The 26,334-nt window shown below is 66.0% G+C and carries 22 protein-coding genes; 6 read left to right on the top strand and 16 right to left on the bottom strand.

Features of this window, described 5'->3' with window-relative positions; all coding sequences use genetic code 11:
* Positions 1-289: 289 nt before the first annotated feature.
* The 7 genes from gshB to V8Z74_RS15840 form a co-directional block, all read right to left on the bottom strand.
* Positions 290-1,237: a glutathione synthase gene (gene gshB, locus V8Z74_RS15810; protein WP_349710089.1), complete on the bottom strand. Its 948-nt coding sequence runs from the start codon at positions 1,235-1,237 to the stop codon at positions 290-292.
* Between the two features lie 93 nt (positions 1,238-1,330).
* Positions 1,331-2,503, bottom strand: coding sequence for a benzoate/H(+) symporter BenE family transporter (locus tag V8Z74_RS15815; RefSeq protein WP_349710091.1), 1,173 nt, complete (start codon positions 2,501-2,503; stop codon positions 1,331-1,333).
* Between the two features lie 134 nt (positions 2,504-2,637).
* Entirely contained in the window at positions 2,638-4,506 is a 1,869-nt protein-coding gene (locus tag V8Z74_RS15820) for a potassium transporter Kup (protein ID WP_066480847.1), read from the bottom strand.
* 78 nt (positions 4,507-4,584) lie between these two features.
* The gene (gshA, locus tag V8Z74_RS15825; RefSeq protein WP_066480849.1) at positions 4,585-5,880 is read right to left on the bottom strand and encodes a glutamate--cysteine ligase; all 1,296 of its coding nucleotides are present in this window, start codon (positions 5,878-5,880) and stop codon (positions 4,585-4,587) included.
* Positions 5,881-5,959: 79 nt separating this feature from the next.
* On the bottom strand, positions 5,960-7,426 hold the full coding sequence (locus V8Z74_RS15830) for a TrkH family potassium uptake protein (protein WP_349710093.1): 1,467 nt from the start codon (positions 7,424-7,426) through the stop codon (positions 5,960-5,962).
* Between the two features lie 11 nt (positions 7,427-7,437).
* Positions 7,438-8,895: a Trk system potassium transporter TrkA gene (gene trkA, locus V8Z74_RS15835; RefSeq protein WP_066480852.1), complete on the bottom strand. Its 1,458-nt coding sequence runs from the start codon at positions 8,893-8,895 to the stop codon at positions 7,438-7,440.
* A gap of 87 nt (positions 8,896-8,982) precedes the next feature.
* On the bottom strand, positions 8,983-10,263 hold the full coding sequence (locus V8Z74_RS15840) for a glutamate-5-semialdehyde dehydrogenase (protein ID WP_349710096.1): 1,281 nt from the start codon (positions 10,261-10,263) through the stop codon (positions 8,983-8,985).
* A 79-nt stretch (positions 10,264-10,342) separates the two neighbouring features.
* On the opposite strand from V8Z74_RS15840, the gene V8Z74_RS15845 reads away from it, so the two are divergent.
* Both V8Z74_RS15845 and V8Z74_RS15850 read left to right on the top strand, forming a co-directional pair.
* Entirely contained in the window at positions 10,343-10,642 is a 300-nt protein-coding gene (locus tag V8Z74_RS15845; protein ID WP_349710098.1) for a hypothetical protein, read from the top strand.
* 158 nt (positions 10,643-10,800) lie between these two features.
* Entirely contained in the window at positions 10,801-10,995 is a 195-nt protein-coding gene (locus V8Z74_RS15850) for a hypothetical protein (protein ID WP_066481024.1), read from the top strand.
* A 63-nt stretch (positions 10,996-11,058) separates the two neighbouring features.
* Here the strand turns inward: V8Z74_RS15850 and holA are convergent, their stop codons facing one another.
* The 3 genes from holA to leuS all read right to left on the bottom strand — a co-directional run bounded on the left by holA (position 11,059) and on the right by leuS (position 15,453).
* Positions 11,059-12,108, bottom strand: coding sequence for a DNA polymerase III subunit delta (holA, locus tag V8Z74_RS15855; RefSeq protein WP_066480865.1), 1,050 nt, complete (start codon positions 12,106-12,108; stop codon positions 11,059-11,061).
* A gap of 58 nt (positions 12,109-12,166) precedes the next feature.
* Positions 12,167-12,679, bottom strand: a complete 513-nt coding sequence (locus V8Z74_RS15860; RefSeq protein WP_066481026.1) for an LPS-assembly lipoprotein LptE — start codon at positions 12,677-12,679, stop codon at positions 12,167-12,169.
* Positions 12,680-12,744: 65 nt separating this feature from the next.
* Positions 12,745-15,453 carry a leucine--tRNA ligase gene (leuS, locus tag V8Z74_RS15865; protein ID WP_349710101.1) on the bottom strand — a complete coding sequence of 903 codons (2,709 nt, stop codon included), beginning with the start codon at positions 15,451-15,453 and terminating at the stop codon, positions 12,745-12,747.
* Positions 15,454-15,917: 464 nt separating this feature from the next.
* On the opposite strand from leuS, the gene V8Z74_RS15870 reads away from it, so the two are divergent.
* Positions 15,918-17,168, top strand: a complete 1,251-nt coding sequence (locus V8Z74_RS15870) for a mechanosensitive ion channel family protein (protein WP_349710102.1) — start codon at positions 15,918-15,920, stop codon at positions 17,166-17,168.
* 103 nt (positions 17,169-17,271) lie between these two features.
* On the opposite strand, the gene V8Z74_RS15875 is transcribed toward V8Z74_RS15870, so the two are convergent.
* From V8Z74_RS15875 to V8Z74_RS15900, 6 genes are all read right to left on the bottom strand, one after another.
* Positions 17,272-18,909 (bottom strand): GDYXXLXY domain-containing protein, encoded by a 1,638-nt coding sequence (locus tag V8Z74_RS15875; RefSeq protein WP_349710103.1) that lies wholly within the window; start codon positions 18,907-18,909, stop codon positions 17,272-17,274.
* Positions 18,906-19,910: a DUF2157 domain-containing protein gene (locus V8Z74_RS15880; protein WP_349710105.1), complete on the bottom strand. Its 1,005-nt coding sequence runs from the start codon at positions 19,908-19,910 to the stop codon at positions 18,906-18,908. Before V8Z74_RS15880 ends, V8Z74_RS15875 begins: the two co-directional genes overlap by 4 nt.
* A gap of 141 nt (positions 19,911-20,051) precedes the next feature.
* Entirely contained in the window at positions 20,052-20,483 is a 432-nt protein-coding gene (locus V8Z74_RS15885; protein ID WP_349710107.1) for an ExbD/TolR family protein, read from the bottom strand.
* A gap of 16 nt (positions 20,484-20,499) precedes the next feature.
* Positions 20,500-21,162 carry a MotA/TolQ/ExbB proton channel family protein gene (locus V8Z74_RS15890; protein WP_349710109.1) on the bottom strand — a complete coding sequence of 221 codons (663 nt, stop codon included), beginning with the start codon at positions 21,160-21,162 and terminating at the stop codon, positions 20,500-20,502.
* A 59-nt stretch (positions 21,163-21,221) separates the two neighbouring features.
* On the bottom strand, positions 21,222-22,052 hold the full coding sequence (gene dapB / locus V8Z74_RS15895; protein ID WP_349710111.1) for a 4-hydroxy-tetrahydrodipicolinate reductase: 831 nt from the start codon (positions 22,050-22,052) through the stop codon (positions 21,222-21,224).
* Positions 22,053-22,161: 109 nt separating this feature from the next.
* Positions 22,162-22,716: an outer membrane protein assembly factor BamE gene (locus tag V8Z74_RS15900; protein WP_066480876.1), complete on the bottom strand. Its 555-nt coding sequence runs from the start codon at positions 22,714-22,716 to the stop codon at positions 22,162-22,164.
* A gap of 136 nt (positions 22,717-22,852) precedes the next feature.
* Here V8Z74_RS15900 and fur point away from each other — a divergent pair, with 136 nt between their 5' ends.
* From fur to V8Z74_RS15915, 3 genes are all read left to right on the top strand, one after another.
* Complete coding sequence (gene fur / locus V8Z74_RS15905; RefSeq protein WP_066480879.1) at positions 22,853-23,281, top strand: ferric iron uptake transcriptional regulator; 429 nt, start codon at positions 22,853-22,855, stop codon at positions 23,279-23,281.
* A 159-nt stretch (positions 23,282-23,440) separates the two neighbouring features.
* Positions 23,441-25,069 (top strand): DUF1800 domain-containing protein, encoded by a 1,629-nt coding sequence (locus tag V8Z74_RS15910; protein WP_349710113.1) that lies wholly within the window; start codon positions 23,441-23,443, stop codon positions 25,067-25,069.
* A 22-nt stretch (positions 25,070-25,091) separates the two neighbouring features.
* A complete protein-coding gene (locus V8Z74_RS15915; protein WP_349710115.1) occupies positions 25,092-26,312 on the top strand; it encodes a DUF1501 domain-containing protein in 1,221 nt (406 codons plus the stop codon).
* The last annotated feature ends 22 nt before the right edge of the window (positions 26,313-26,334 follow it).

Genomic DNA, 26,334 nt, shown 5'->3' on the forward strand with positions numbered 1-26,334 from the left:
TTTTTTTAATGAACCGAAGAGTCAATCGCTTGATTCTTCTGACTCGCTGCAATCAGCGAAGCCTTGCATTGTAGCACAGTTTTTAGCGCTTGCAGAAAGAATTTTCAAACTTTCTTCAACCACCTGCGAAGTGCATCTCGCTCAGTGAAGCCTTGCATTGTACACAGAATTTTCGACCTGGCGCAACTCACACCCGGTTTTTTGAAGGCAGTCCAATCCAACCGCCAAAAGACAAGAGGGAGCAGGCAAGCCTGCTCCCTCTTGTCTTCATCTTGCGATAGCGAAGGCTTCAGGCCCGGGCCGCCAGTTCCAGCGCATCGACAAACAGGGCAGCCACGTCACAGCCGGTCTGGTCGTGGATTTCCTGGAAGCAAGTCGGACTGGTCACGTTGATCTCAGTGACGTTGTGTCCGATCACATCCAGGCCGATCAGCAGCAGGCCGCGCTGCACCAGCTTGGCACCGATGGTTTCCGCAATCGCCTTGTCCTCGTTGCTCAGGGGCTGGGCCACGCCCTTGCCGCCGGCGGCCAGATTGCCGCGCACTTCATTGCCTTGCGGAATGCGGGCCAGGCAATAAGGCACCGGCTTGCCGCCGATGATGAGCACACGCTTGTCGCCCTGGACGATGTCGGGCAGGAACTTCTGCACCATGACGCTGGTGGCTCCGCCCCGGTTCAGGGTCTCGATGATGCTGCCGAGGTTGCGCTCGTCGGGACCCACGCGGAAGATGCCCATGCCGCCCATGCCATCCAGGGGTTTGAGAATGATGTCCTGGTGCTGGGCATGGAAGGCCCGGATATCCTGGGCCGTGCGCGTCACCAGCGTTGGCGAGATGAAGTGCGCGAACTCCATGATGGCGAGCTTTTCCGGGTGTTCGCGCAGTGCCTGGGGCTTGTTGAAAACCTTGGCGCCCTCACGCTCGGCCTGGCTCAGCAGGTGGGTGGCGTAGAAATACTCGGAATCGAAGGGCGGATCCTTGCGCATCACGACGGCATCGAATTCCGCCAGCGCCATGCTGCGAGCTTCGGTTTCGTCAAACCATTGCTTCTTGTCGCCCGTCAGCGTGATGAAGCGCACCCGGGCCGTGACCTTGCCTCCGCTTTCCCATGACATGCTGCCAGGCTCGCAAGCCACGATCTGGTGGCCTCGGCGCTGTGCCTCGCGCATCATGGCAAAGGTGGAGTCCTTGTAGATCACGAAGGACTCCAGTGGATCGGCAACAAACAGTATTTGCATGGTGGTGGTTCAGATAGGACAGATCTCGCCGGACATCATGCACGGCCTGAGAAGACATCACAGATTTTCCGTGAAGTTTCCGCCTTCCCCCTTCTAGCGGCGGCGAAAGTGCTGGATGCACAGCGCCACGCTGCCCGCCACCACGCCCCAGAAAGCCGATCCTATGCCGGCAATCACCACGCCGCTCAGAGTCACGAGAAATGTGATGAGCGCAGCCTCGCGGTGTTGCTCCTCCCTGAGCGCTGCAGCCAGGCCGCCGCCGATGGAGCCGAGCAGGGCCAGCCCCGCGATGCAAGCCACCAGCTCCTTGGGAAAGGCAGTCAGCAGCCCCGTGACCACGGCGCCGAAGATGCCCAGCACGATGTAGAACAGGCCGCAGACGGCCGCCGCCGTATAGCGCCTGGATTTGTCTTCATGCGCTTCGGGACCCATGCAGATGGCCGCAGTGATGGCGCTCAGATTCAAGGCATAGCCGCCGAACGGTGCCAGCACCAGGGTGGCCGCGCCCGTCATGCTGATGATGCGGGAGACGGGAATGTCATAGCCCGTGGCGCGGATCACGACCACGCCCGGCAGGTTTTGCGAGGCCATGGTGACGACGAACAGCGGCAGGGCCAGGCTCACCAGGGCCTGAACAGAGAACTGCGGCATGGTGAACACCGGCATGGCCAGGCCCGCATGCACGGCGGACCACTGCATCTGCCCGCGCAGCGCCGCCCAGACAATGCCGGCCATCAAGGTCACGATCACCGCGTAACGCGGAGCCAGACGCCGGGACAGCAGATAGGCAACCAGCATGACCAGCACCAGAGGCAGATTGCTCTCGGCCGCCGAGAAGGCCTGCATGCCGAACTTGGCCAGCACGCCGGCCAGCAGGGCCGAGGCGATCTCCATGGGGATGCGGTTCATGATGCGCTCGAACCAGCCCGTGGCGCCCGCCACAATGATGAGCACCGCGCTGGCGATGAAAGCACCCACGGCTTCCCCCATGGAAAATCCGCCGGCCAGCCCGGCCGTCGCCAGCACCGCGGCACCCGGCGTGGACCAGGCCACCATGACAGGCATGCGCAGCAGCAACGAGGGGACAAGGGAGCACAGCCCCATGCCCAGGCCCAGGGCCCAGATCCAGGAGGTGATCTGGGCCGGCGTGGCCTGGAAGGCCTGGGCTGCCTGGAACACCAGGGCCACGGAGCTGGTGAAGCCCACCAGCACGGCCACGAAACCGGCCGCAAAGGCGGCGGGACTCAAGTCTCTGAAAAAGCGCATCTGCGCATTCTGGCATCAGGCCTGCGAAAAACACCGCCTGGACGGTGCATGCGAATCGCGAAGGCGACCATCACTTCCAAATTGATAGCTATCAGCGCTTTCTGGATAAGCGATACAGGCCTTTTTGACCCAAGCTACAGCTCGATCTTAGAGCCCAGTTCGACCACGGAGTTGCTGGGCAAGTGCAGGAAATCGGACACCCGGCTGGCGTTGCGGTGCATCTGGGCGAACAGCTTCTCGCGCCAGGGCGCCATGCGATGGCTCATGCGCGGAATGATGACATCGCGCGAGAGGAAGTAGCTGGTTTCCATGGATTCGAACATGCAGCCCTGTGTGCGCAGCTGGGCCAGCGCGGCCGGCACGTCGGGCTCGTTCTTGAAGCCGTAATGGATCAGCACCTCCCAGCAGTCGCCGCCCAGCGATTCGGCCTGCACGCGCTTGTCCAGCCCCACCCAGGGGACTTCGTGGTTGCGCACCGTCACGAAGATGTTGCGCTCGTGCAGCACCTTGTTGTGCTTAAGGTTGTGCAGCAGCGCATGGGGCACGGTGCCGGGCTCGCCCGACAGGAACACGGCCGTGCCCGGCACCCGCGTGGGCGGATGGCGCCAGGCCGATTCGAGGAATTCACGCAGGTTGAGCGCATCGGCATGCAGTCTTTCCTGCAGCAGATCGCGCCCCTTGCGCCAGGTCATCATCAGCGTGAAGACCGTGCCGCCGATCAGCAGCGGGAACCAGCCGCCTTCGAACAGCTTGAGCAGATTCGACGAGAAGAAGGCCAGATCCACGATGAAGAAAAAGCCCGTGGCCAGGATGCAGACCGCCAGAGGGTAGTTCCAGCGATAACGGACCACGAAGAAGGTCAGCGTGGTGGTGATCAGCATGTCCAGCGTCACGGCGATGCCGTAGGCCGCCGCCAGATTGCCGCTGTTTCGGAACAGCAGCACCGCCAGCGCGATCGCCACGAACAGCCCCCAGTTCACCAGCGGCATATAGATCTGTCCAGTTTCCTTCACGCTGGTGTGGCGCACCTCGAAGCGCGGCAGGTAGCCGAGCTGGATCACCTGGCGCGTCACGCTGAAGGCGCCGGTGATCAACGCCTGCGAGGCGATCACCGTGGCCATGGTGGCCATGATCACCATGGGCAGCAAGGCCCAGCTCGGCGCCATCATGTAGAACGGGTTCTTGACCGCCTCCGGGTTGGCCAGCAACAGCGCTCCCTGACCGAAGTAGTTGAGCGTCAGCGCCGGCATGGCAATGCTGAACCAGGCCAGGCGGATGGGCTTCTTGCCGAAATGGCCCAGGTCGGCATACAGGGCCTCGGCGCCCGTCACGCACAGCACGACCGAGCCCAGGATGATGAACGAGGTGCCGGGATTGTTCCAGATGAAGCCGACCGCATGGTGCGGGCTGAGGGCGGCCAGGATTTCCGGATGGCCGAGGATCTGGTGAATGCCCAGCAGGGCGATGCAGAAGAACCAGGTCAGCGTGATCGGGCCGAAGAACTTGCCGATGCCGGCGGTGCCTCTTTTCTGCACGAAGAACAGCAGAAACAGGATCACCAGGGTCAGCGGAATCACGGCGCGCGTGAAATGCGGGGAGATCACCTCCAGGCCTTCCACGGCCGACAGCACGGAGATGGCCGGCGTGATCACGCCGTCGCCGTAGAACAGCGAAGTGCCGAACATGCCGACCAGGAACAGCGTGCTGGACAGGCGCGGCTTGTCCTTCACGGTCTGCGAGGCCAGGGCCAGCATGGCCACCAGGCCGCCCTCGCCATTGTTGTCCGCGCGCAGCACCAGGACCACGTACTTGAGCGAGACGATGACCGTGAGCGTCCAGAACAGCACGGACAGCACGCCGTAGACGTTGGCCGGCGTGAAAGGCACATAGCCCGATCCGAAGACCTCCTTGACCGAGTACAGAACACTGGTGCCAATGTCTCCATAGACGACACCGATAGCGCCCAGCGTGAGGGCGGACAAAGAGGATTTGGAAGTTTGCACGGCTCAGGAAGCGACTCGTAAGGCAGTCACCGGGTCTCAAGGTTTCGGCATTGTGCTCGGTCCGGGCGGCCCGCTGCTTCAGTCGTAGATTTCCGCGTCAGGATTCGTCGCTTCCAGCTCGTAGCTGGCGGCCAGCATGGCCAAGCGCGCAATCACGCCATACATGTAGAAGCGGTTGGGAGCGCTGGCGCCCGGGCGTGCGCCCACCTGCGGCAGCTGGTTGCTGTTCGGGAAAGCCAGCGGCACATAACCGGCACCGGGCGTGTTGAGGTTCTCGTCCACGTCGCGCTCGGGGTGCATGCGGTAAAAGCCCCCGACCACATAGCGGTCCATCATGTAGACCACGGGCTCGGCCACCGCATTGTTCATGCGCTCATAGGTCAGCACGCCCTCCTGCACGATGACGTCGTGCACGGTCTGGCCATCCTTGATCACGCCCATCTTGTTGCGGCTCTTGCGGGGCAGGTCTGCCAGTTCCTTGGCATCGCGCACCATCATCACGCCCATGCCGTAGGTGCCGTTGTCGGCCTTGACCACGGCGAACGGCTTTTCCTTGATGCCGTATTCCTTGTACTTGCGGCGCACCTTGGACAGGATGGTGTCCACCTGCTCGGCCAGCCGGTCCATGCCCACACCGTCGGCAAAGTCGATGTTTTCCACATGGCCGAACAGCGGATTGATCAGCCAGGGATCGATGCCCAGCAGCTTGCCGAAGCGCTTGCCCACTTCCTCATAGCTCTGGAAGTGGCGGCTCTTGCGGCGCACGTTCCAGCCTGCATGCAGCGGCGGCAGCAGGTATTGCTCGTACAGCTCCTCGATGATGCCGGGTGTGCCGGTGGACAGGTCGTTGTTGAGCAGGATGGTGCAGGGGTCGAAGTCCTTGAGCCCCAGACGGCGCTTGGTGCGGATCACGGGCTCCAGCTTGATCTCGTCGCCATGGGGCAGCGTGATCGACAGCGTCTTCTTGATCTCCGGGCTGATGGAGCCGATGCGCACATTGAGCCCGGCCATGTTGAAGATGCGCTTGAGCTGCAGCACGCTGGCCAGGTAGTGGGTGTTGCGCGTGTGGTTCTCGGGGATGATGAGCAGATTGCGCGCTTCCGGACATATCTTTTCGATAGCAGCCATCGCAGCCTGCACGGCCAGCGGCAGCATTTCATCGGTCAGGTTGTTCCAACCGCCCGGAAAAAGGTTGGTATCCACCGGTGCCAGCTTGAAGCCCGCATTGCGAATGTCCACCGAGCAGTAGAAAGGCGGCGTGTGCTCCATCCACTCCAGGCGGAACCAACGCTCGATCGCAGGCATGGAGTCCAGGATGCGCTGCTCGAGTTCGTTGATGGGGCCGGTCAAAGCCGTGACGAGATGTGGAACCATAAAGACCCTTATGAACCGATGGTGGGTTGCAATTGTAGAGACCGCCGCACAAATTAAGCGTTTTCCCTAGGTGCAAGGACTAGCGACGCCAGAAAGCGGGTGACAGCAAGGCCATGAAGCTCAGGATTTCAAGACGGCCCAGCAGCATGCCCAAAGTACACACCCAAGTCTGAAAATCGGTCAACACCGTGTAATTCGATGCAGGCCCGATGGCCCCGAGCCCCGGGCCCAGGCAGTGCACGCTGGCCAGCACGGCGGAAAAAGCCGTCACGGGATCCAGGTCGGTCAGCAGCATGACCATGCTCAGCACGATCACCGTGGCGCCGTAGACCAGCATATAGGCCAGCACCGAAAAGATCATGCGGTTCTCGACCACGGCGTTGCCCAGGCGCACGGGCTGCATGGCGCGCGGGTGGACCAGGCGCGTCATCTCGCGCCGCGCTTGTTTGACCAGAATCAGCATGCGCACCATTTTGATGCCGCCGCCCGTGGAGCCGGCACTGGTGGCAACCCCCGACAGCAACAGCAGCAGCACCGGGATGAAGACCGGCCACGCCAGATAGTCGGTGGTCGAAAAGCCCGTCGTCGTGGCGACCGAGACCGTGTGGAACATGCCGTAGCGCAAGGCGTCCAGCGGACCGTAGACACCCTTGCCCCACAGCAAAAGCGCGGCCAGCAGGCCGGCGCCCACGAGCACCGAAATCGTGGCCCGCATTTCCGGGTCCCGCAGAAAGCTGTCCAGATGCCCCTTACGCAGGGCCACGAAGTACAGCGCGAAATTGCAGCTCGCCAGCAGCATGAAGATCAGCGCAATGGACTCCAGCAGCGGCGAATTGAAATAGGCAAAGCTCGCATCGTGGGAGGACAGTCCGCCCAGGCTCACCGTGGCGAACATGTGCATGAGCGCATCCAGCGGCGTCATGCCGCCCGCCCAGAAGGCCAGCGCGCAGGCGATGGAAAACAGCGCATACACGCCCCACAGCCCCTTGGCCGTCTCGGTGATGCGCGGCGTGAGCTTGGTATCCTTCACGGGTCCCGCCGCCTCCGCACGAAACAGCTGCGCGCCACCCACGCCCAGCAGCGGCAGCACGGCCACGGCCAGGATCAGAATGCCCATGCCGCCCATCCACTGCAAAAAGGTGCGCCAGACATTGATGGACACCGGCAGCTTGTCCACGCCGCTGAGCACCGTGGCGCCTGCCGTGGTCAGGCCCGACACCGCCTCGAAATAGGCATGCGTGAAGCTGATGTGCAGGCCCACGCGCTTCAGGCCCAGCATCAGCGGCAGCACGGCACACAGCGGCAGCACCACCCACACCAGGGTCACGAGGATCACGCCATGGCGGGCCTGCAGGTCGCGCTTGTAGCGGTACAGTGCGCCCCACAGCAGCAGGCCCGCGCAGGCCGTGATGCCGATGGACCACGGATAGATGCGCCAGACACCGTCCTGCGTGAACCAGGACACGCCGAACGGCAGCAGCATGGCGCCGGCAAACATGACCATCAGCATGCCGAGCACGCGCAGTACGGGAAGCAGGTCTCGCATGGCCTGTGGCTTCAGAAAAAAGTGGCGCTGACGCGGAACAGGTTTTCCACGTTGCGCACCAGGCGCTTGTTGGGCAGGAAGAAGACCACATGGTCCCCGCTCTCGATCACCGTGTTGCTGCGCGGGATGATGACCTCGGTTTCCACTTCGCCGCCCGTGTCGTCGGCGGACTGGCCCTCGGGAATGCCGCGCACGATGAGGCCGATATGCACTTCCTCGGGCAGGCGCAGCTCCTCGACCCTGCGGCCGACCACGCGCGAACTCTTCTTGTCCCCGCGCGCCACGATCTCCAGCGCCTCGGCCACGCCACGGCGCAGGCTGTGCACGGCCTGCACGTCGCCGCGGCGCACATAGGCCAGGAATTCGCCCAGCATGGCCTGGGCCGGCGACAGCGCGATGTCGATCTGCGTGCCGTGCATCAGGTCGGCATAGGCGCGGCGGTTGATCAGCGCCAGCACGCGGCGCGCCCCCATGCGCTTGGCCAGCAGGCTGGACATGATGTTGTCCTCGTCGTCATCGGTGAGCGCCAGGAACAGGTCGACTTCCTCGATGCCCTCCTCCGCCAGCACATCCTCGTCGGTGACATCGCCTTCCAGCACCAGCACCTCGGCCGGCAGCGCCGCCGACAGGTTCAGGCATTGCTGCTCGCTGTGCTCGATGATCTTGATGTGAAAGCGCCCCGGCGTCTGGGCCAGCTTCCTGGCCAAGCGCAGGCTGACCTGGCCCCCGCCCGCGATCATGATGCGGAACACCGGACGCGAGGGCCGGCCCTCGGGGCGGTTGATGGCGCGCAGGGCCTCGGACACATGCTCGGTCGCCGCCAGGATGAAGACCTCGTCGCCCGGCTCGATGCGCGTGGCCCCGTCGCAGCGCACAAAGCGGTCGGGTTCATCGAGAAAGCGGCGGTAGATGGCCACGATGCGCATCACCAGCTCGGGCATGCGCTCGCGGATCTCGGCGATCTGCAGGCCCACGGCCGGCGCCCCGGCACGCGCGCGCACCGAGGCCAGCGCTGCGCGCGCGCCCGCGAACGAGCGCACCTGCATGGCCTCGGGATATTCGATCAGCTTGCGGATGTAGTTGGTGATGGACTCTTCGGGGCAGATGATGCGGTCCACGCCGAAACCATCCTTGCCCAGCACCGATTCGTTGGCGGCAAAGCCCGAGGAGCGCACGCGCGCAATCCGCGTGGGGATGTCGAACATGGCCTGGGCCAGCTTGCAGCAGACCAGATTGGTCTCGTCCATGGAGGCGCAGGCGATCAGCAGGTCCGTATCCCGGGCACCGGCCTCGGCCAGCACCTGCGGATCGATGCCGTTGCCGACCACGCCGCGCAGATCGAAGCGGGATTCCAGCTCGCGCAGCGCGCGCGCGTCGGTGTCGATGACGGTGATGCTGTTCTGCTCGGACACCAGGCTCTCGGCCACGCTGTGGCCTACACGCCCGGCACCCAGAATGATGATTTTCATGGTGTTGTATGCGGAACCGAAGCGGCTGGAGGATTCTAAAAGCCGCCGGCCCCTGGAACGTGCTCTCCAGGCGGCGGCGGCATGGCGTCAGGCGCGGACTTCGCCGTCGCCCAGGACCACGTACTTGAGCGAGGTCAGCCCCTCGATGCCCACGGGGCCGCGCGCATGGAACTTGTCGGTGCTGATGCCGATCTCGGCGCCCAGTCCGTATTCGAAGCCGTCGGCAAAGCGCGTGCTGGCATTGACCATGACGCTGGCCGAATCCACTTCGCGCAGGAATTTCTGAGCGTGCATGTGGTTCGTCGTCAGGATGGCGTCGGTATGGTGGCTCGAATACTTGTTGATGTGGGCAATGGCCTCCTCCACGCCCTCCACCAGCTTGATGCTGATGATGGGCGCAAGGTATTCCTCGCTCCAGTCCTGCTCGGTCGCGGCCACCAGCCTGGCGCCCTGCACGCCCTGCAGCATGGCCAGGGCTTCGGGGTCGCAGCGCATCTCCACGCCCTTGGCCGCATAGACGGCGCCGATCAGCGGCAGGAACCCGGCCGCCACGCCGCGCGCCACCAGCAGGCCCTCGCTGGCATTGCAGGGGCTGTACTTCTGCGTCTTGGCGTTGTCGGCTACCTTCACGGCCATGGCGATGTCGCAGGGGTCGTCCACATAGGTGTGGCAGTTGCCATCCAGGTGCTTGATCACCGGCACCTTAGCCTCGCGGCTGATGCGCTCGATCAGGCCCTTGCCGCCGCGCGGAATGATCACGTCCACGTACTCGGGCATGGCGATCAGCTGGCCCACGGCCTCGCGGTCGGTGGTCTGCACCAGCTGTACGCCGTGCTCGGGCAGGCCGGCCTCGGCCAGCGCCCGGGCCACCAGCCTGGCCAGCGCCTTGTTGGAGTCGATGGCCTCGGAGCCGCCGCGCAGGATGCAGGCATTGCCGCTCTTGATCGACAGGCTGGCCGCCTCGATGGTCACATTGGGACGGCTTTCGTAGATCATGCCGAACACGCCGATGGGCACGCGCATCTGGCCCACGCGGATACCGCTGGGCATCTGCTTCATGCCGATGATCTCGCCGATCACGTCGGCCATCGCGGCCAGCTGCTCGCAGCCCTGGGCGCAGGTCTCCAGCACCTTGGGCGTCAGGCGCAGGCGGTCCACCATGGGCGCCGACAGGCCGTTGGCCACCGCACGCTCCAGATCCCTGGCGTTGTCGGCCTGCAGCGGCTCCACGTTTTCGCGCAGCAGGCGGGCCAGCGCCTTCAGTGCTTTGTTTTTGGTAGCTGCAGACGCACTGGCCATCAGCGCAGAGGCCATTTTTGCCTGCAGGCCGAGGTTGTGCATGTATTCGACGGTATTGAGCGCGTTCATACGCCGATTTTCCCCTATCTGGCCTGCCCGTGGGCCAACAAGCCCTCTACACTGCGGGCGATACGGAGAAAGAACCGCGATGACCCCCACCGCCTCCCCCTCGCTGGCCGCCCGGCAGCTGCAGCAGCTGCGCTCGGGCTTCGAACAGCTGGCCCGCCAGCAACTGGCGCCGGCCGCCCTGGGCCAGCAGGCCCGCGCCGCCACTGCGCTGCTGCAGGCCTTGCCTGCGCGCTATGGCGAAGTGCTGCTCAACCTGCTGGACCGGCTGGAATCCAGCGCGCTGTTCACCGAGGAAAGCTGCTCCTTCAGCCAGAAGGACCTGACGGACAACCTGCTGCTGTGGGCCGACAAGGCGCAGGCCCAGCTTGATAAAAGCTGAAAATCGCGGCCGCAGCAGGGTCTTGGGCCGCGTCAGGATTGCAAACAAATGCCACGGGCATGAAGCAATTTGTCCGCGTGTAAAAAGCCGCAACACTGCTGGCAGCGCCCCGCGCGCACCGCTACCTTGGAAGCCTCTTTATTTGCTTGGAGATTGCCATGGGACTGCTCAATCAGATCATCGGTGCTGTGGTTGCCGAAGAGGCCCTGGACAAGGTCGACCCCGAGGCGGGTCTGCTCAAGAAAGGCATGGCGGCCCTTGCCGGCTTTGAAGGCGAGAAAGTCATCGAGGAAAAGATCGACGAACACCTGCAGCAGGAGCAGCAGCCACCGGCCGACGGCGCGCCGCAGTGAGCCTCCCTCTCTTTTCCACGAAAAAGGATGCGCGCCGCATCCTTTTTCGCTTTTGCGCCGCGCTCAGGCCCTGCCCGCCTGGGCCAGCAGCATGGCCAGCTGGCGCAAGGCCTGCCAGCCGTCGCGGGGCCAGCCGTCGGCGGGCAGGCCCTTGACGATGCCGTCCACCGTGTGGGCCGCCTGCAGCAGCTGCGCGGCCGTGGCGTCGCTCACGCGCGGCAGCAGGCGCTCGAGCAGGCGTTCCTTGGGACCCCAGATGCGGTTTTCGCGCAGCGCCATGGGCAGGGGCTTGCCCGCGGCCATGGCGTCCTTGATGCGCTTGATGTTGCGGATGTCCTCGGCCAGCGCCCAGTGCACCAGCACCTCGGCCTCGCCTTCGGCCTGCAGGCCGTCGAGCATGCGCATGGTGCGCGCCAGCTGGCCCGAGAGCACGGCCTCGGAGAGCTTGAACACGTCGTAGCGCGCCACGTTGAGCACGGCCTGCTCGACCTGTTCGAAACCCAGCTCGCCCTGCGGGTACAGCAGCGCCAGCTTCTGGATTTCCTGGTGGGCGGCCAGCAGATTGCCCTCCACGCGGTCGGCAAAGAACTGCAGCGTGCGCTGGCCTTCCTCGCCCGCGGCCACGCGCTGGCCCTGGGCGGCCAGGCGCTGGGCGATCCAGCCGGGCAGCGCGCCGCGCTCCACCGGGTCGATCTGCAGCGAGACGCCGCCGGCATCGAGCGCGGCAAACCAGGCGCTGCTCCTGGTGGCCTTGTCCAGGCGCGGCAGGCTCACCAGCGTGAGCGTGCTGTCGTTGCCCTGGGCGCTTTCGGCCAGCTGCTGCAGCGCCGCGCTGCCGTCCTTGCCGGGCTTGCCGGAGGGAATGCGGATCTCCAGGATCTGCCGGTCGGCGAACAGGGACAGCGAGCCGCCTGCGGCCAACACCGCGCTCCAGTCGAAGTGCGCGCCGGCCACGGTGTAGCTGCTGCGCTCGGTATAACCGGCCGCCCGCGCCGCGGCGCGGATGGCATCGGCCGCCTCCTGCTGCTGCAGGGGCTCGTCCCCGTGCAGGACGTAGAGCGGACGCAGGCCCTTGGCCAGATGGGCTGCAAGCTGGTTCAGCGCAAGCTGCATGGATATATTGTCAAAAATGCCTGCAGCGCTTGCCAGACAAGCGTCAGCAGCTATCAAATCAGGAAGACTGCAAGCTCTTTACGGCGGACAGGCGGCGAATCATCTGCTGCACGATGTCGTTGCGCATGTCCTTGTTGAGCATTTCTTCTTCCGCCGCCTTGGACAAGGCGTTGGTTTCGTTATAGGTCACGTTGCGGATCTGGCGGATCTCGGTCGGAGGAATCACCTCGTCGCCACCCGGCGTGCGCAGCGAGAAGCTGACGATCAGGCGCAGTTCGATTTCACGCACCTGGCCGGCCACGTTCATGCCCACGATCACGCGCTGCTGCTGCTCGCTGATGACCTGGCAGATCACCTCGGCCTGATCCGGCGGCGTCGGATCGCGCAGCACCGTGAGCTTGTCGCTGGACGATTCGAGGTTGCGGCGCAGCAGCGTGCCCACGGGCGAGCCCCGCCCCGCCTGGATGTAGATGGAGCGGAAGACGAAGTTGGGCACGCCGCGCAGGCGAAAGCCGCAGGCCCCCAGCAGAGGCGACAAAGCCATGGCGGCCAGCAGCGTACGTTTTTGCATGAACTGTCCTTGCATTCAAAGCGCCCTGCCGCGCCTTGCGGGCGGCGGCAGGGCCGGAGCCCCGATCAGATCACCACATTCACCAGGCGGCCCGGCACCACGATGATCTTCTTGGGCGTCTTGCCTTCGGCAAACTTCAGGAAATCCTCGTTGGCCAGGGCCGCGGCCTCGATGGCGGCCTTGTCGGCCGTGGCGGACACCAGGATGGCGCCGCGCAGCTTGCCGTTGACCTGCAGCACCAGCGAGATCTCGTCCTGCACCAGCGCCTTGGGGTCGACCTGGGGCCAGGCCGCATCGAGCAGGTCGCCCAGGTGGTTGGCATAGCCGAGTTCGCTCCACAGCACGTGGGCCAAGTGGGGCGTGGCGGGGTAGAGCACGCGCAGCAGGATGCCGAAGCCTTCGATCAGCGCCACCTTGGCGCCGGCGTCGTCCAGGGCCTTGAAGTCCTCCAGCGCGTTGATCATCTTCATCGCGCCCGAGACCACGGTGTTGTACTGCATGCGCTGGTAGTCGTATTCCACCTGCTTGAGCACGGTGTGGATTTCCAGGCGCAGCGCCTTGGCGGCCTTGCTGAATTCCACATCGTCCAGCGACTTGGCACCGGCCACGCCAGCCACGGCTGCCGCCATGTCCATGCCCGACAGCTTGGCACCGAAGTTGTAGACGCGGCGCAGGAAGCGGTAGCTGCCTTCCACGGCGGCATCGTTCCACTCCAGCGTCAGCTCGGGGGGCGAGGTGAACATGGTGTACAGACGGGCCGTGTCGGCGCCGTACTTCTCGATCAGCTCCTGCGGATCGACACCGTTGTTCTTGGACTTGGACATGGTGCCCACGCCCTCGTAGTCGATGGCCGTGCCCACGGGCAGCATGCCGTCGGCGCTGTCCACTTCGACCTTGAGCTTGGCGCCTGTGATCTTGCCGGCATCATCGAACACATGCTCGACATCCTTGGGCCAGAAGTATTCCTTGGCGCCCTTGGCCGTGCGGCGGCTGTAGATATGGTTGAGCACCATGCCCTGGGTCAGCAGCTTGGTAAAGGGCTCGTCGATCTTGAGCAGACCCAGATCGCGCATGACCTTGGTCCAGAAACGTGCGTACAGCAGGTGCAGGATCGCATGTTCCACGCCACCGATGTACTGGTCCATGGGCATCCAGTAGTCGGCGCCGTCGGCCACCATCTGCTCGCCGTTCTTGGCGTCGCAATAGCGCATGAAGTACCAGGACGAATCCACGAAGGTATCCATGGTGTCGGTTTCACGGCGCGCAGGCTTGCCGCAGCAGGGGCAGACCACGCCGGCGTGGAAGGCTTCGCTCTTGACCAGCGGGTTGCCCGAGCCATCGGGCACCAGGTCCCGTGGCAGAACCACGGGCAGGTCTTTTTCTGGCACGGGCTGGGCACCGCAGTCTTCGCAGTGGATGATGGGGATGGGCGTGCCCCAGTAGCGCTGGCGGCTGATGCCCCAGTCACGCAGGCGCCAGGTGGTCTTGAGCTCGCCCAGGCCCTTGTCGGCCAGCAGCTGCGCCACGGCGGCCACGGCATCCTTGTGGTTCAGGCCGTCGAACGCGCCGGAGTTGATCAGCACGCCGCGTTCCTTGTCGCCGTACCAGTCATGCCACTGCTTGTCGTCGTAAGCGTCCTGGCCTTCCACGGCCACGACCTGCCGGATGGGCAGGCCGTACTTGTTGGCAAACGCGAAGTCGCGCTCGTCGTGCGCGGGCACGCCCATCACGGCGCCGTCGCCGTAGCTCATCAGCACGTAGTTGCCGACCCAGACCTCGACCTGGGCGCCCGTGACCGGGTGCGTGACGAACAGGCCCGTGGGCAGGCCTTCTTTTTCCTTGAGCGCGAGTTCGGCCTCGGTGGTGCCGCCCTTCTTGCATTCCTCGATAAAGGCGGCGAGCTTGTCGTTGGTCGCGGCCGCATGCAGCGCCAGCGGGTGCTCGGGCGCCACGGCGCAGAAGGTCACGCCCATGATGGTGTCGGCGCGCGTGGTGAAGACGTAGAGCTTGCCGTCCTGGATCAGCTTGCCGTCGGCGCCCTGGATGCCGTGCGTGAACGCGAAGCGCACGCCCGCGCTCTTGCCGATCCAGTTTTCCTGCATCAGCCGCACCTTGTCGGGCCAGCCGGTCAGCGTGGCCTTCTCGCCGCCGAGCTGCACATGGTCGAGCAGCTCCTGCGCGTAGTCGGTGATCTTCAGGTAGTAGCCGGGGATCTCGCGCTTTTCCACCAGCGCGCCGGTGCGCCAGCCGCGGCCGTCGATGACCTGCTCGTTGGCCAGCACGGTCTGGTCCACCGGGTCCCAGTTCACGACCTGGGTCTTGCGGTAGGCGATGCCCTTTTCCAGCATCTTGAGAAACAGCCACTGGTTCCACTTGTAGTAGTCGGGATCGCAGGTGGCGACTTCGCGGCTCCAGTCGATGGCCAGGCCCATGGCCTGCATCTGCTTCTTCATGTACGCGATGTTCTCGTACGTCCACTTGGCCGGCGGCACCTTGTTCTTGAGCGCGGCATTCTCGGCCGGCAGGCCGAAGGCGTCCCAGCCCATGGGCATGAGGACGTTGTAGCCCTTCATGCGCAGCTGGCGCGTGAGCATGTCGTTGATGGTGTAGTTGCGCACGTGGCCCATGTGCAGCTTGCCGCTGGGGTAGGGCAGCATGGAGCAGGCGTAGAACTTGGGCTTGGTCTTGTCTTCGGTGACGCGGTAGGCGTCCTGGGCGGTCCAGCGGTCCTGCGCGGCGCGCTCGACCTCGATGTGGTTGTACTTTTCTTGCATGGTGCTTGGCAGTCGCCGGTGGCCTCGGGGGGCTCCGACAAGGTGGTAATCCGGAATCAGCAGGGATTTTAGGCGCCCTGCCCGAACCCAGAGATTTGGGCTGCCATGCCCGCAGAAAGCGCTGCGCCTTCCGGCCGCGGGCCGGGCCGGGAACTTTGGCCAAGACCGGCTTTCCTACTGGAGCAGGCCGGCATGCGTATGCTTGCAGGCCTGCAGCAGCCTTGCTGCGATCTCCGGCCGGCAGGCCGCCCTTGAGCCACGGGCGCACGCCGGCCGCCATGCGCCCGGATCCCGAGCGCCCCGCCATCGCCCGCGTCCTGCGACGCCGCTTGCGCCGGGGCCGGTCCGCCGCCTGCCTTGCCGTACCGGCCGCCGCGCCGGCCGCGGCCTTTCCGTTTCCCTTCTTGTTCAAGGAGCTCTTGTTGCTTTCCCCATGGTCTTTGACATCCGAATGGAGCCCTTTCATGCAGACCGCGGCCGCCCTGGGGCTGCTGGCGCTGGCCGCGCTGATGGCCGGCTGGCTGGCCCGCTGGGGTCTGCTGCGCGTGTTCCGCCGCCTGCGCGACGGCATTGCCGCGGACTGGGCCCAGGTCTTCATGCACGACAAGGTGCTGCGCCGCCTGGCCAGGGCCGTGCCCGCGCTGCTGGTGCAGCTGGGCATAGCGGCCGTGCCGCATCTGCAGCCGCGCCTGGCGCAGCTCATCGCCAACGTGGCGGTCTGCTTCACGGTCTACCACCTGGCGCGCGCGCTGTGCGACCTGCTCAACGCCATGAACGAGGCCCACGACCGCAACGAGGCGCGCAAGGCCACGCCGACCCATTCCATCAAAAGCTACACGCAGCTGGGCAAGCTGCTGGCGTGCATCTTTGCCGCCGTGCTCATCGTGGCCACGCTGCTGGACCGCTCGCCGCTGCTGCTGCTGTCGGGCCTGGGCGCGGCCTCGGCGGTGCTGATGCTGGTGTTCAAGGACACCATCCTGTCCTTTGTCGCCGGCGTGCAGCTGGGCAGCAACGACATGCTGCGCGTGGGCGACTGGATAGAGATGCCCCAGGTGGGGGCCGACGGCTTCGTGATCGACATCGCGCTCAACACCGTCAAGGTGCAGAACTGGGACAAGACCATCACCACCATCCCGACCTGGCGGCTGATGAGCGACAGCTTCAAGAACTGGCGCGGCATGTTCGAGTCGGGCGGGCGCCGCATCCGCCGCAGCCTGCACCTGGATGCGCACAGCATCCATCTGCTCACGCCGGCGGAGCGCGCGCGCCTGTCGGGCATTGCCCTGCTGCGGGATTACTGGAACGAAAAAAGCGGCCTGCGCGCCGTGGACGATGCCCGCCCCGGCTGCATCACGGCGCAAAGCGGCCACCTGATCGCGCCCGACCAGGTGAGCAACCTCGCGGCCTTCAAGGCCTACGCCTATGCCTACCTGCTGGACCATCCGCGCGTGCACAAAAGCCCCGGCATGTTCCTGCTGGCGCGCACGCTGGAGCCCTCGCCCCAGGGCGTGCCGCTGGAGCTGTACTGCTACACGAACACCACGGTCTGGGTGGAGTACGAGGCCGTCCAGGGCGAGATCTTCGACCACCTGATCGCCATGCTGCCGCACTTCGGCCTGTGCCTGTACCAGCGCTCCTCGGACTACGGCATGCACTATCCGGTGCCCGGCGCGCGCAAGGCGGCCGACGAGAGCCTCGCACCGGACATCAGATAAGTGAGCTGGCAGCGCTTGCATTCAAAAGATTTCAAGCACTTTTTCCCTTGAAACCATTGAATGACAGGCGCAAGAAGCTATCCCATCAGAAGCACGCCATGCACTACAGCGGCTTGCCGTCCTCGTCCGCCAGCCCCACCAGCAGGGCGCGGCCGTCGGGCAGCACGCGGAAGTCGCCAAAGCGCGCCCGGGCGAAATGCTCGCCCCGGCCTTCCGCGAAGAAGAAGGCATCGGTCACCAGAGTCCAGCGGCCCTTGAGCTGCCTGAGCGGCAGCAGCAGCTCGTCGGCGGCCAGCACTTCCTGCGGCCGGGCCAGGCGCTCGATACGCGCGCGGCCCTGCGCATCCCGGCGTGCCACCGCCTGCGCCGACACGGCCGCGCTGCCGTCCAGTGCGTCGCGGACCGCGGCCGGAATGTCGAAGTTCAGGCTCATGTAGTCGCCCTGCATCAGCGAGCGCGGATCGACCGGCGCCAGCGGCACCAGCAGCGGCTGACCGTTGGCCATCACGGCCTCCTTGCCGCGCACATCCCAGTTCACCAGGCCGAAGGCCAGCACGGCGCCCAGCGCCAGCCAGGCCAGCGGCATGCGCGCAGCCGCCGCGGAGCTTGCGGCAGTCCCGGCTGTCCGTGCTGCCGCACCCCGCCTCAGCCAGCGCTGCGCGAGCAGGCCCAGCAACAGCGCCGCGCCCAGCACGGCCAGTCCCAGGCCCTTGAGGGCCAGCGGCCACTGCAGGCTGTAATAGAAGCGGCCCAGCAGCCACAGCATGCCCAGGCCGCACAGGGCCAGAATGCGCCAGCGCGCGCCCGCAGCGGCGGCAAAGCCGACCACCGCCGGTACGGCCAGCGCGGGCTGGAACCAGGATGCTGCGGCCAGCAGCAGCACGATCAGCACCAGCGCCCCGCGCACGCCGGGCCGCAGCAGACCGTTCTGCTGCCAGCGCCTGGCCAGCGCCGCGCCCGCCGCCAGCGTCAGCAGCACGGCCAGCGCATTCCAGCCGGGGCCGAACGGCAGCAGCTCCAGGCGGTCCCCGCCGGCCTGCAGCCAGAACGCAGGCGCCACATACTCGCTCAGCACCGTGCACAGCAGGCCCACGATGGCCGCATCGGCGCATGCGGCCCATGGCGCCATGCCGCGCCGCAGATGCTGCGGCTCCCGCCATATCCAGAAGCCCCAGGCCAGGGCCAGCAGCACGGCGGCCGGCTGCAAGGGCGCCAGCAGCAGGCTGCCGCCCAGCAGGGCGACGCCGAAGCCGTAGGCCGAGGCACCGAACGACACCGCCATGACCTGGCGCACCCACAGCGGCCCGGCCAGTGCCGCACCCGCTGCCTGCGCCAGCGCCAGGCAGCCGCTGAGCACGGTGAACAGCTGCCGCTCGCTGCCGTCCAGCGACAAGGCCAGCTGCAGCGCCAGCAGACCCTGGCCGCCGCTCCAGAGCACCAGGCCCATGCAGCTGGCAAACACATGCTGCGCCTTGCGCAGCATCAGCCCGCCGACACCCATGCCGATCAGACCCAATACATAGGCACCGCCGCTTTCCCACCAGAAATCGATGCCGGTCACCAGCACCAGCCCGAGCAGCGGTATGGTGCACAGTGCGGCACCCAGCATGGCCAGGGCAACGATCCAGAACGAGGGCTGCTCCTGCCCCGTGGCCACGGCCTCGTCCTGCACCAGCCCCCGCTGGCGGGCCGCGGCCCACCATGCGGGCAAGGAGGTCCCTGCAGAGTTCCGGAAATTCATGCCACCTGCTCCTTGTTTGCCGCCATGGCCTCGGCCGCCATGCGGCGCTGCACCGACAGCAGTCCGGCCACCGAACCGCCCAGGCCGCCCACGCCCACGATCAGGCCGATCAGCAGCAGCCCCACCAGATCAGAACCCGCCGCCACGCGCAGCGCCGCAGCCATCAGCAGCGCATTGGCCGCCACGGTGGCCAGGCACAGACTGGCAAAGTCCTGCCAGCGCCCTGCATTGCGGGACAGCAACCACACGGCCGCCACCAGCGCGCAGGCCACGGCAAACAGGCCCGCGCCTGACGGTGCATCAAACAGGCCGGCAGTGCCGTCAATGCACCAGGCCGCCAGCGCCAGGCCCAGCGCCAGCCGGTGCGACCCGCGGCCCAGGCCCTGCGCCAGGCGCAGGCCGGCGAGGCTCGCCACCAGGCCCGGCACCACGGCCAGCGCCAGCCACAGGCCCATGCGCAAGCCCTGGGCCGGAGCCGAAGACTGAAGCTGCAGCATGTCGAACCAGCCGCCCAGGCGGCCTTCCCAACTGAGCAGCCCCGCGGCGCAGATGCCAATCCACAGGGTCCACAGGACATCGCTGCGCGCCAGGCCCGTCCAGACCAGCGACAGCGCCGCCCAGGCGGCGAACAGCTGCCAGGCATCGGCGCCGGTCTGGTAGGTCTGGCCCACAAAGGCCAGCAGTCCACCCAGCACCAGATTGGCCGCCAGCAGGGCCGGCACCCGGGCGCGCGGCAAGGCCGCGGCCGCCACCACGCTCAGTGCCAGCGCGGCCTCGATCAGGCCCAGCTTGAACATGCGGGTCTGCTCCTGCCAGTTGGCCGCGATCCAGAAGATCAGCCCGCCGGCCAGGAGCAGGGCCGCAACGAGCAAAAGGCCCTGGTTCAAGCGCCGTGCCAGCAGCGCGGGTTCGGCCGGCGCCATGGCCAGGCGGTAGAGCTGCTGCCTTTGGCTGACATCAAGCCGGGCATCGCTGGCAGCCCGGTACAGGATTGGGTCCATGCAAGACTCCCTGGAGATAGGTATTCAGGAGCAAGAGCGCCCCCTTCATGGCGTGCAATGTAGCAAGCACCGGTACGATCCGGGCACCATCGAAAGCCAAGTATCTTCAAGCGATACGCGCAGTAGCCCACATGGGCCGCCTCAGCGCGTGTCCGGTTCCGCGACAAAGCCTATGCGCGTGAGCCCCGCAGCGTGGGCCCAGCCCATGAGCTCGACCACGCGCCCATAGGGAACCGAGGTATCCGCGCGCAGCTGGATTTCGGCATCGGGCCGGCTTGCGCCCAGGTTTTTGAGCTGCTGCTGCACGGCCTCGTCGCTGGCTTCCTTGCCCTGCACCCAGATCGCGCCGCCGGGGCTGATCTCCACCAGCAGCGTCTCGCTGCGCGCCACCGGTCCTTGCGGCACGGCGGACTGCGCCCTGGGCAGCTGCAGGCGCAGGCTGGCGGCCAGCATGGGCGCGGCCAGGATGAAGATGACCACCAGCACCAGCATCACATCCACCAGCGGCGTGACGTTGATGCTGCTGACCGGTGCGTCGCCGCCCTGGCGCGTGTTCATTCGTCCGAATGCCATGGCCGCTCACCCGGCCCTATCCGGCATCGCCGCCGAACTGGGCCTGCAGGTCATGCGCAAACCCTTCGAGCAAGGCCTGCAGCATGCCGGCCGCGCGGCCGAACAGGTTGTAGGCCAGCACGGCCGGCAAGGCCACGGCCAGGCCCGCAGCCGTCATCACCAGGGCCTCGCCCACCGGCCCGGCCAGCTGCTCTATGCCGACCTGGCCGCTGCCGGCCAGCACGCCCAGTGCATGGTGGATGCCCCAGACCGTGCCCAGCAGGCCGACGAAAGGCGCCGTGGCGCCTATGGTGGCCAGCAGCGTCTGGCCCCACTGCAGTTGCAGCGAAGCGGCGTCCAGCCCGGCGCGCAGGCCGCGCATCATCCGCTGGCCATGGCTGGCACGCCCGGCCAGGTCCTGCGCAGCCACCGCCTGCGCCGGCTCCGGCAAGGCCTGGACCATGGGCCGCAGCAACCGGCGCGCATCCAGTCCATGCACTGCGGCCCGTGCCTGCGCCACATCCGGTGCCTGCCAGAAGGCAGCAATGGCCCGGGAGACGCTGCGCCGCGCCGAGGCCATGAACCAGAGCTTGTAGACGATGATCACCCAGCTGGCCACGGACATGGCCAGCATCACCACGGCCGTGCTGCGCATCACCGCATCGCCCTGTTCCAGCCAGTGCCACAGTCCCGAAGACATTGTTCACCTCGCTCCAGATACGAGAAGGGGCCGGCCGGCCCCTCCAGTCATGCGATCCATCAGCGCAGGTTCAGCACATCGAACATGTCGAACTGGCCGGCCGTCTTGCCCGCCAGATAGCCCACGGCCCGCAGGCTGCCTTGCGCATAGCCGGCTCGGCTGCTGGACTTGTGCGAAATCTCGATGCGCTCGCCCGTGCCCGCAAACAGCACGGTATGGTCGCCCACGATATCGCCGCCGCGCACGGTGGCAAAGCCGATGCTGTCCTCCTTGCGCTCGCCCGTGTGGCCGAAGCGCTCGTAGACGGCGCGATCGGCCAGCTTCGTGCCCTGGGCCTCTGCGATCACCTCGCCCATCTTGAGAGCCGTGCCCGAAGGCGCGTCCACCTTGTGCTTGTGGTGGGCCTCGACGATCTCGATGTCGTAGCCGGTGCGCAGCGCCTTGGCCGCCATCTCCAGCAGCTTGAGCGTCACGTTCACGCCCACGCTCATGTTGGGCGCCAGCACCAATGCGGTCTTTCGGGCGTACTCGGCGATCTGCGCCTTCTGCGCCTCCGAAAAGCCCGTGGTGCCGATCACCACCTTCACGCCCAGCTCGGCCGCCACGGCCAGGTGCTCCATGGTGCCTTCGGGGCGCGTGAAGTCGATCAGGCAATCGGCCTTGGCCAGCGCGGCGCAGATATCGCTCTCGATCTTCAGGCCGCTGGGCTGGCCCAGGAAGGCCGAGGGATCGGTGCCGATGGAAGGGCTGTCGGCGCGGTCCAGCGCTGCGGCAAGCACGCAGTCGCTGCTGTTCAGGATGGCTTCGATCAGCATGCGGCCCATGCGGCCGGAGGCGCCCGCCACGGCAACGCGCTGGCGGACGGAAGAAGATGCGGTATTTGCGGTCATGCGCTATCGCTCACGGTGTTTCTGGCGCCTGCTGCGGCCCAAGGGCGCCGGTCAAGGGTCGAATCGGAATCAAAAGGGGCCGGCCAAGTGCAGCCGGCACGGCAGGCCGTCAATAGCGTGAAGCCGGCTCCAGCGGAGGATAGCTGGCAGCGGCGGGCGGCAGGCTGTCCTCGGGCTTGTCGGCGTCCGCCTCCTTGCGCGGCGGGTACTTGGCCAGCTGGGCTTCCGTGGCTTCGAGCTGCGGCACCTTGGGCTTGCCCTTCAGGCCCTTGAGGCTGGCCACGAATTCGGCCTCCGAAGGCATTTCGTCGCCTTCGGCGCGCACAAAGCGGTCGCCTTCGAAGAACACCGTCAGCTTGCGCACCTGGGGATCCACATCGGGACGCTTGATCGTGAACACATATTCCCAGCGGTCGGCATGGAACACGCTGGTGACCAGCGGCGTGCCCAGGATGTCGCGGATCTGCTGCCGGCTCATGCCGGGCTGCAGCGCCTGCACCTGTTCCTTGGAGACGAAATTGCCTTGCACCACCTCCACCTTGTAGGGCGTGATGGCATTGGCGACACGGTGAGCTGCTCCATCGAGACTGTTGCAGCCGGCCAATGCCGCTGCGACTGCCAGCGTCAGGGCCAGACCTGCGCGGCTACGGGCTTGAACATGCATGGATAATGGCATAGGGATATGATCAGGATCATTGTAGCGGCTGGTCCCGAAGGCGCCCGATGATTCCAACGGCCCCGGCGCCAGGGCCATCGACTGCTGTCCATGCTTGCATGGCAGTCCACCCAGAGACCCTGACATGAAGAACATCGACGAACTCAAGAGCACCGGCCTGAAAGCCACCCTGCCGCGCCTGAAGATCCTGGAGATCTTCCAGACCGGCGCCCAGCGCCACATGACGGCCGAAGACGTGTTCCGCGTGCTGCTGGACGAACGTTCGGACATCGGCCTGGCCACCGTCTACCGCGTGCTCACCCAGTTCGAACAGGCCGGCATCCTCATCCGCAGCAATTTCGAAAGCGGCAAGGCCGTTTACGAACTCAACGAAGGCCAGCACCACGACCACTTCGTCTGCACCAGCTGCGGCAAGGTCGAGGAGTTCTACGACGCCGAGATCGAAAAGCGCCAGAACCTGATCGCCAAGTCCAAGGGCTGGGTGATCCAGGACCATTCCATGGCGCTGTACGGCCAGTGCGCCGAATGCGCCAAGCGGGCTGCGCACAAATAACGGCAGTTCCCGGACAAAACACTTGGGGCGAAGCATGCAAATGCTTCGCCCTTTTACTTTTTGTGGCGCAAACTTGTACGCGCCGAGGGACTCTCGGACAAGGGAGATGTCGCTTTCAAGCTGTTGTTCAGCTCGGCACACCTAATCTGCCTGCATTCCATGGCAACCCCAAGGAGGCTGCATGCGCCGGCCGCACTACGCTCAGGAAAATACTGGATCTGGATCGCAGTCGCCGCGCTGGCCGGCTGCACCGCATTGCCCCAGGGCACAGCCACGCCCTACCATGCCGATCCCCTGACCCGGCAGGCGCTGGCCAGCCCGCAGCTGGCGGCACCGCTGACCGCCGAACAGCGCCAGCAATGGCTGGACCGCATCACCTGGGGCGCCAGCGACAGCGACGACGTCCAGCTGCAGAAGCTCGGCCTGAAGGCATGGCTGGCGCAGCAGCTCGCGCCCGGCCTGGCGCCCTTGCCCGCCGAAGTGCAGCAGCGTATCGATGCCCTCGATATCAGCCAGCGCAGCATGGAGCAGATCCAGCAGGATGTCGCCGCCCAGCGCCAGGCGATCCGCAATGCTGCCGATCCCGAAGAAAAGTCGCGCCTGGGCCAGGCTTTGCAGCGCCAGCTCAACCAGTGGGCCCAGGAGGCGCAGAAGCGCCACCTGCTGCGCGCACTGTATTCCCCGCACCAGCTGCAGGAACAGATGACCTGGTTCTGGATGAACCATTTCAACGTCAGCACGCGCAAGGGCGATGTCCGCCTGTGGGTGGGGGACTATGAGGAGCACGCCATCCGCCCCCATGCCCTGGGCAATTTCCGCCAGTTGCTGGAAGCCAGCATGCGCCATCCGGCCATGCTGGTGTACCTGGACAACGCGAGCAACGCCGCCGGCCATATCAACGAGAACTATGCGCGCGAGCTGCTGGAGCTGCACACCATGGGCGTGGGAAGCGGCTACACCCAGGCCGATGTTCAGGCCATGGCCCATGTGCTGACGGGCGTCGGCTTCACCACGCGCGAAGCCGGTGCGCCCGCTCCCAAGCTGCGCCCCGAGCGGCGCGGCGACTATGTGCGCCAGGGTTTCTTCGAATTCAACCCCAACCGCCACGATTACACGCCCCAGACATTCCTCGGCCGTCCGCTGCAGGGCCAGGGCATGGCCCAGGTGGAAGAAGCACTGGACCGCATCGTGGCGGCACCCGCCACCGCACGCTTCGTCGCCCGCAAGCTGGCGGTCTATTTCATCGACGACAACCCGCCTGCGCAACTGGTGGAACGTGCCGCACAGGCCTTCGAGCGCAGCCGGGGCGACATAGCCGCCACCCTGGCCACCCTGCTCGCGGCCCCTGAGGCAATGCAGCGCTTCGGCCAGCGCTTCAAGGACCCTGTGCACTATGTCGTCGGCGCCACGCGCCTGGCCTATGACCAGCGGGTCGCCACCGACATGGCGCCGCTGCTGGGCTGGCTCAGCCGCCTGGGCGAGCCGCTCTACGGCCACGAGACGCCCGACGGCTATCCGCTGGCGCAGTCTGACTGGGCGAGCTCCGGCCAGATGACCGCAAGATTCGAGGTGGCGCGCCAGATGGCCGCACGCGGGGCCGTGCTGTTTCGCACCGAGCCGCAGGCCGCGCTGGAAAAACCGCCCTACCCGGATCTGGCCAAGCGCGGCAGCGTGCAGGCGCGCCTGCCTTCCTGGAGCGCCCGTTCACGCCAAGCCCTGGCACAGGCGCGCAATCCCGTGGACTGGAATACCTATTTCCTCTCCGCCCCCGAGATGATGTTCCGCTGACACCGTGCCCTGGAGTTTTTCCATGCAAAGACGCCGATTCCTTTCCGCCGCCGCGGGCCTGCCCTTCGCCGCCTATCTGGGGCGCGGATGGACCGCCACGCCCCAGGCCGGCACCCCCCGCTTCCTGCTAGTATTCCTGCGCGGCGCCTATGACTGCAACAGCCTGCTGGTCCCCACGCACAGCGAGTTCTACTACCGCGCCCGGCCCACGATCGCCATCGCCCGCCCCGGCCAGGCGCAGGGCGCCCTGGCGCTGAATGCCGACTGGGGCCTGCATCCCATGCTCGAAGACAGCATCCTGCCCCTGTTCCAGAGCCGGCAGGCCTGCTTTGTGCCGTTTGCCGGCACCAACGACCTGTCCCGCAGCCATTTCGAGACGCAGGACTCCATAGAACTCGGCCAGCCGCTGGAGGGGCACAAATCCTTCCAGTCCGGCTTTCTGAACCGGCTGACCCAGGTGCTGCAGTCCGACCGGCAAAGCCGCCGCGGACCGAGCACCATGGCCTTCACCGCCCAGCTGCCGCTGGCCCTGCGCGGCAGCGCCCAGGCGGCCAACATGGCGCTGGCCTCGGTGGGCAAGGCCGGCGTGGACGAGCGCCACAGCCAGATCATTGCGTCCATGTACCAGGGCACGCCGCTGGGAGGCGCCGTGGCCGAAGGATTTTCCGTCCGGGATGCCGTGCAGCGCGGCGTACAGGAGGAAATGGACAGGGCCGGGCGCGATGCCATCAGCGCCAAGGGCTTCAGCCTCGTGGCGCAACGCATGGCCGTCCTCATGCGCGAGCAGTTCGACCTGGGCTTCGTGGATGTCGGCGGCTGGGACACCCACGTGAACCAGGGGAGCGCCAGCGGCAACCTGGCCAACCGCCTGGCGGAACTGAGCCGCGGCCTGGCCACTTTCGCCCAGGAAATCGGCCCCGAGCCCTGGCGCAACACCGTGGTGGCCGTCATCAGCGAATTCGGCCGGACCTTCCGCGAAAACGGCAACAAGGGCACGGACCACGGCCATGGCACGGTGTACTGGTTCCTCGGCGGCGGCCTCTCGTCCCGAGCAGGCGGCTCCATTGCCGGCACGCAGGCCGAGGTGACCGAAAAAGCGCTGTTCCAGAACCGCGACTATCCGGTGCTCAACGAATACCGCGATGTGCTGGGCGGCTTGTTCGGCAGGATGTACGGCCTGAGTCCGGCCCAGGTACAACAGGTATTCCCGGCCTCGCAGGCCAGGGACCTGCACCTGGTCTGATACCGCAATCCGGCGGAGCTGC

It is taken from the genome of Comamonas sp. w2-DMI (assembly GCF_040187735.1).
Taxonomy (GTDB): domain Bacteria; phylum Pseudomonadota; class Gammaproteobacteria; order Burkholderiales; family Burkholderiaceae_C; genus Comamonas; species Comamonas terrae.

Excerpts from the sequence above, each read along its gene's own strand:
- gshB (WP_349710089.1), bottom strand. The coding sequence starts at position 1,237 with ATGCAAATACTGTTTGTTGCCGATCCACTGGAGTCCTTCGTGATCTAC.
- V8Z74_RS15815 (WP_349710091.1), bottom strand. The coding sequence starts at position 2,503 with ATGCGCTTTTTCAGAGACTTGAGTCCCGCCGCCTTTGCGGCCGGTTTC.
- gshA (WP_066480849.1), bottom strand. The coding sequence starts at position 5,880 with ATGGTTCCACATCTCGTCACGGCTTTGACCGGCCCCATCAACGAACTC.
- V8Z74_RS15830 (WP_349710093.1), bottom strand. The coding sequence starts at position 7,426 with ATGCGAGACCTGCTTCCCGTACTGCGCGTGCTCGGCATGCTGATGGTC.
- trkA (WP_066480852.1), bottom strand. The coding sequence starts at position 8,895 with ATGAAAATCATCATTCTGGGTGCCGGGCGTGTAGGCCACAGCGTGGCC.
- V8Z74_RS15840 (WP_349710096.1), bottom strand. The coding sequence starts at position 10,263 with ATGAACGCGCTCAATACCGTCGAATACATGCACAACCTCGGCCTGCAG.
- V8Z74_RS15845 (WP_349710098.1), top strand. The coding sequence starts at position 10,343 with ATGACCCCCACCGCCTCCCCCTCGCTGGCCGCCCGGCAGCTGCAGCAG.
- V8Z74_RS15850 (WP_066481024.1), top strand. The coding sequence starts at position 10,801 with ATGGGACTGCTCAATCAGATCATCGGTGCTGTGGTTGCCGAAGAGGCC.
- holA (WP_066480865.1), bottom strand. The coding sequence starts at position 12,108 with ATGCAGCTTGCGCTGAACCAGCTTGCAGCCCATCTGGCCAAGGGCCTG.
- V8Z74_RS15860 (WP_066481026.1), bottom strand. The coding sequence starts at position 12,679 with ATGCAAAAACGTACGCTGCTGGCCGCCATGGCTTTGTCGCCTCTGCTG.
- leuS (WP_349710101.1), bottom strand. The coding sequence starts at position 15,453 with ATGCAAGAAAAGTACAACCACATCGAGGTCGAGCGCGCCGCGCAGGAC.
- V8Z74_RS15870 (WP_349710102.1), top strand. The coding sequence starts at position 15,918 with ATGCAGACCGCGGCCGCCCTGGGGCTGCTGGCGCTGGCCGCGCTGATG.
- V8Z74_RS15875 (WP_349710103.1), bottom strand. The coding sequence starts at position 18,909 with ATGAATTTCCGGAACTCTGCAGGGACCTCCTTGCCCGCATGGTGGGCC.
- V8Z74_RS15880 (WP_349710105.1), bottom strand. The coding sequence starts at position 19,910 with ATGGACCCAATCCTGTACCGGGCTGCCAGCGATGCCCGGCTTGATGTC.
- V8Z74_RS15885 (WP_349710107.1), bottom strand. The coding sequence starts at position 20,483 with ATGGCATTCGGACGAATGAACACGCGCCAGGGCGGCGACGCACCGGTC.
- V8Z74_RS15890 (WP_349710109.1), bottom strand. The coding sequence starts at position 21,162 with ATGTCTTCGGGACTGTGGCACTGGCTGGAACAGGGCGATGCGGTGATG.
- dapB (WP_349710111.1), bottom strand. The coding sequence starts at position 22,052 with ATGACCGCAAATACCGCATCTTCTTCCGTCCGCCAGCGCGTTGCCGTG.
- V8Z74_RS15900 (WP_066480876.1), bottom strand. The coding sequence starts at position 22,716 with ATGCATGTTCAAGCCCGTAGCCGCGCAGGTCTGGCCCTGACGCTGGCA.
- fur (WP_066480879.1), top strand. The coding sequence starts at position 22,853 with ATGAAGAACATCGACGAACTCAAGAGCACCGGCCTGAAAGCCACCCTG.
- V8Z74_RS15910 (WP_349710113.1), top strand. The coding sequence starts at position 23,441 with ATGGCAACCCCAAGGAGGCTGCATGCGCCGGCCGCACTACGCTCAGGA.
- V8Z74_RS15915 (WP_349710115.1), top strand. The coding sequence starts at position 25,092 with ATGCAAAGACGCCGATTCCTTTCCGCCGCCGCGGGCCTGCCCTTCGCC.